This window comes from Streptomyces sp. NPDC052236, from assembly GCF_044548015.1.
GTDB lineage: Bacteria > Actinomycetota > Actinomycetes > Streptomycetales > Streptomycetaceae > Streptomyces.
On the sequence record NZ_JBIUBL010000084.1, the window covers coordinates 1 to 1,925 of the forward strand.

Genomic DNA, 1,925 nt, shown 5'->3' on the forward strand with positions numbered 1-1,925 from the left:
ACATCGTCCCCACACCACCCCACACCCCCGACCCCACCACCCTCCGCCTCCACCTCGCCCAGCACCTCCCCGACTACATGATCCCCACCACCTACGTCACCCTCGACACCCTCCCCCTCAACCCCAACGGCAAAGTCGACCCCCACGCACTGCCCAAGCCATTCGAAGGCGTCCGGATCTCCGGCGCGGCGGCTCCCATCACGCGTACAGAGAAGGCTCTCGTCGAGATCTGGGAGAACCTTCTTGGGGTCGACGAGATAGGCATTGACGACAACTTCTTTGAATTGGGGGGTCATTCGCTCCTCGCGACACAGGTGGTGTCGCGTATACGTAACACCCTCGACGCCGGTACGTCCGTGCGAGACATTTTTGAGCGTCCGACCATCGCGCGACTGGCCGGTGCGATACGGGCGAGACGAGATCCGTCCGGGGTGCCCGCCATCCGTCCCAGCGAGGACGGAAACGCGGAACTGTCCTTCGCGCAGCGCCGTCTGTGGTTCTTCGACCAGATGACGCCGGATTCGGCCGCGTACAACGTCAGCGAGATGTGGCGGGTCCGCGGACCCCTGGACGGAGAGGTTCTGGAGCGCGTACTGCGCACGATCCGCGAGCGGCACGACGTGTTGCGGACGGAGTTCCGGCACCTGGACGGCGACCCCTATCAGGTGGTCACCGCGCCGTCCGATATCACGGTGGACCTCCAGGACCTGACCGGCCTGGGAGCGGGTGCCGAGGACGAGGCTGTACGGCTGGCAAACCGGGAAGGTGTGCGGGGCTTCGACCTGGCGGCCGGCCCACTGATCCGCGCACAGCTTTTCAAGATCTCCGACCAGCACCACTGCTTCGCCTTGCACTTTCACCACATCGTCGTCGACGGATGGTCGATGGACGTGATCTGGCGGGAGATTTCCACCCTCTACGACGCCTACGCGAACCGGCGCCCCGACCCGCTGCCGCCGCTGGAGTTCCAGTACAGGGACTACGCGGCGTGGCAGCGGTCCTGGCTGGACAGCGAAGTCGCCACCCATCAACTTGAGTTCTGGAAAGGCCTGTTGACGGGCGCAGCCGAATCACTTGACCTGCCTGCGGACCGCCGCCGTCCGAAAAGCCCGAGCGGCCACGGGCGCCGCATCGCGTTCAAGCTCTCCCCAGACGTCACCGACGCGCTGCGGTCGATCGGGCAGTCGCAGTCCGCGACACCGTTCATGGTCCTGCTCACGGCCTTCGACATCCTGCTCGCCAGGCACACTGGCTCCACGGACATCGTCACGGGCTCTCCGGTGGCCGGACGCGTCCAGGCGGAGCTGGAGAACATGGTCGGCTTCTTCGTCAACACCATGGCCTTGCGGCTGAAGTGGACGGACGACCCGACCTTTGTGGAGCTGCTGGAGCGGCTGCGCGCGGTCGCCCTGAACGCTCAGGAGAACCAGGACGTGCCCTTCGAGCGAGTGGTCGAGGCACTGGCACCGCAGCGGGATCTCAGCCGCAGCCCGGTGTTCCAGGTTGTCTTCGCCCTCAGCGGCGCCGACGAGGACGCGTGCCCGGCGGGCTGGTCCGTCGAACGCATGCGCCGGGATCTGGGGCAAGCCCGCTTCGACCTGGAGATGCAGCTCCAGGAGAGCAGTGACGGCTTGGTCGGAGCCGTCTGCTACAGCACCGACCTCTTCGATCAGGAGACGGTGCAGCGTCTCGTCGATCACTTCGTCACCTTGTGCGCGAGTGTCGCGGCCGATCCGCGTCAGCCCGTGTCACGGCTGGCTCTCTTCGACGGGACGGAACAGGACCGGATCCTGCGGGACGCGGACGGTGGCACGCCGGCAGGAGAACTCGACGGTCATCTGCTGGAGTTGTTCGAGGGGCGGGTGGCGTCGGGACCGGACGTGGTGGCCCTGTCGTGCGGCACACGGCGGGTGACGTATCGCGAA

The 1,925-nt window shown here is 66.4% G+C and carries 1 protein-coding gene; it reads left to right on the forward strand.

Annotation, left to right across the window (positions count from 1 at the left end):
• Positions 1 to 1,925 (forward strand): condensation domain-containing protein (locus ACIHCQ_RS44565; RefSeq protein ID WP_399675097.1); only part of this gene is annotated, 1,925 nt, incomplete at both ends.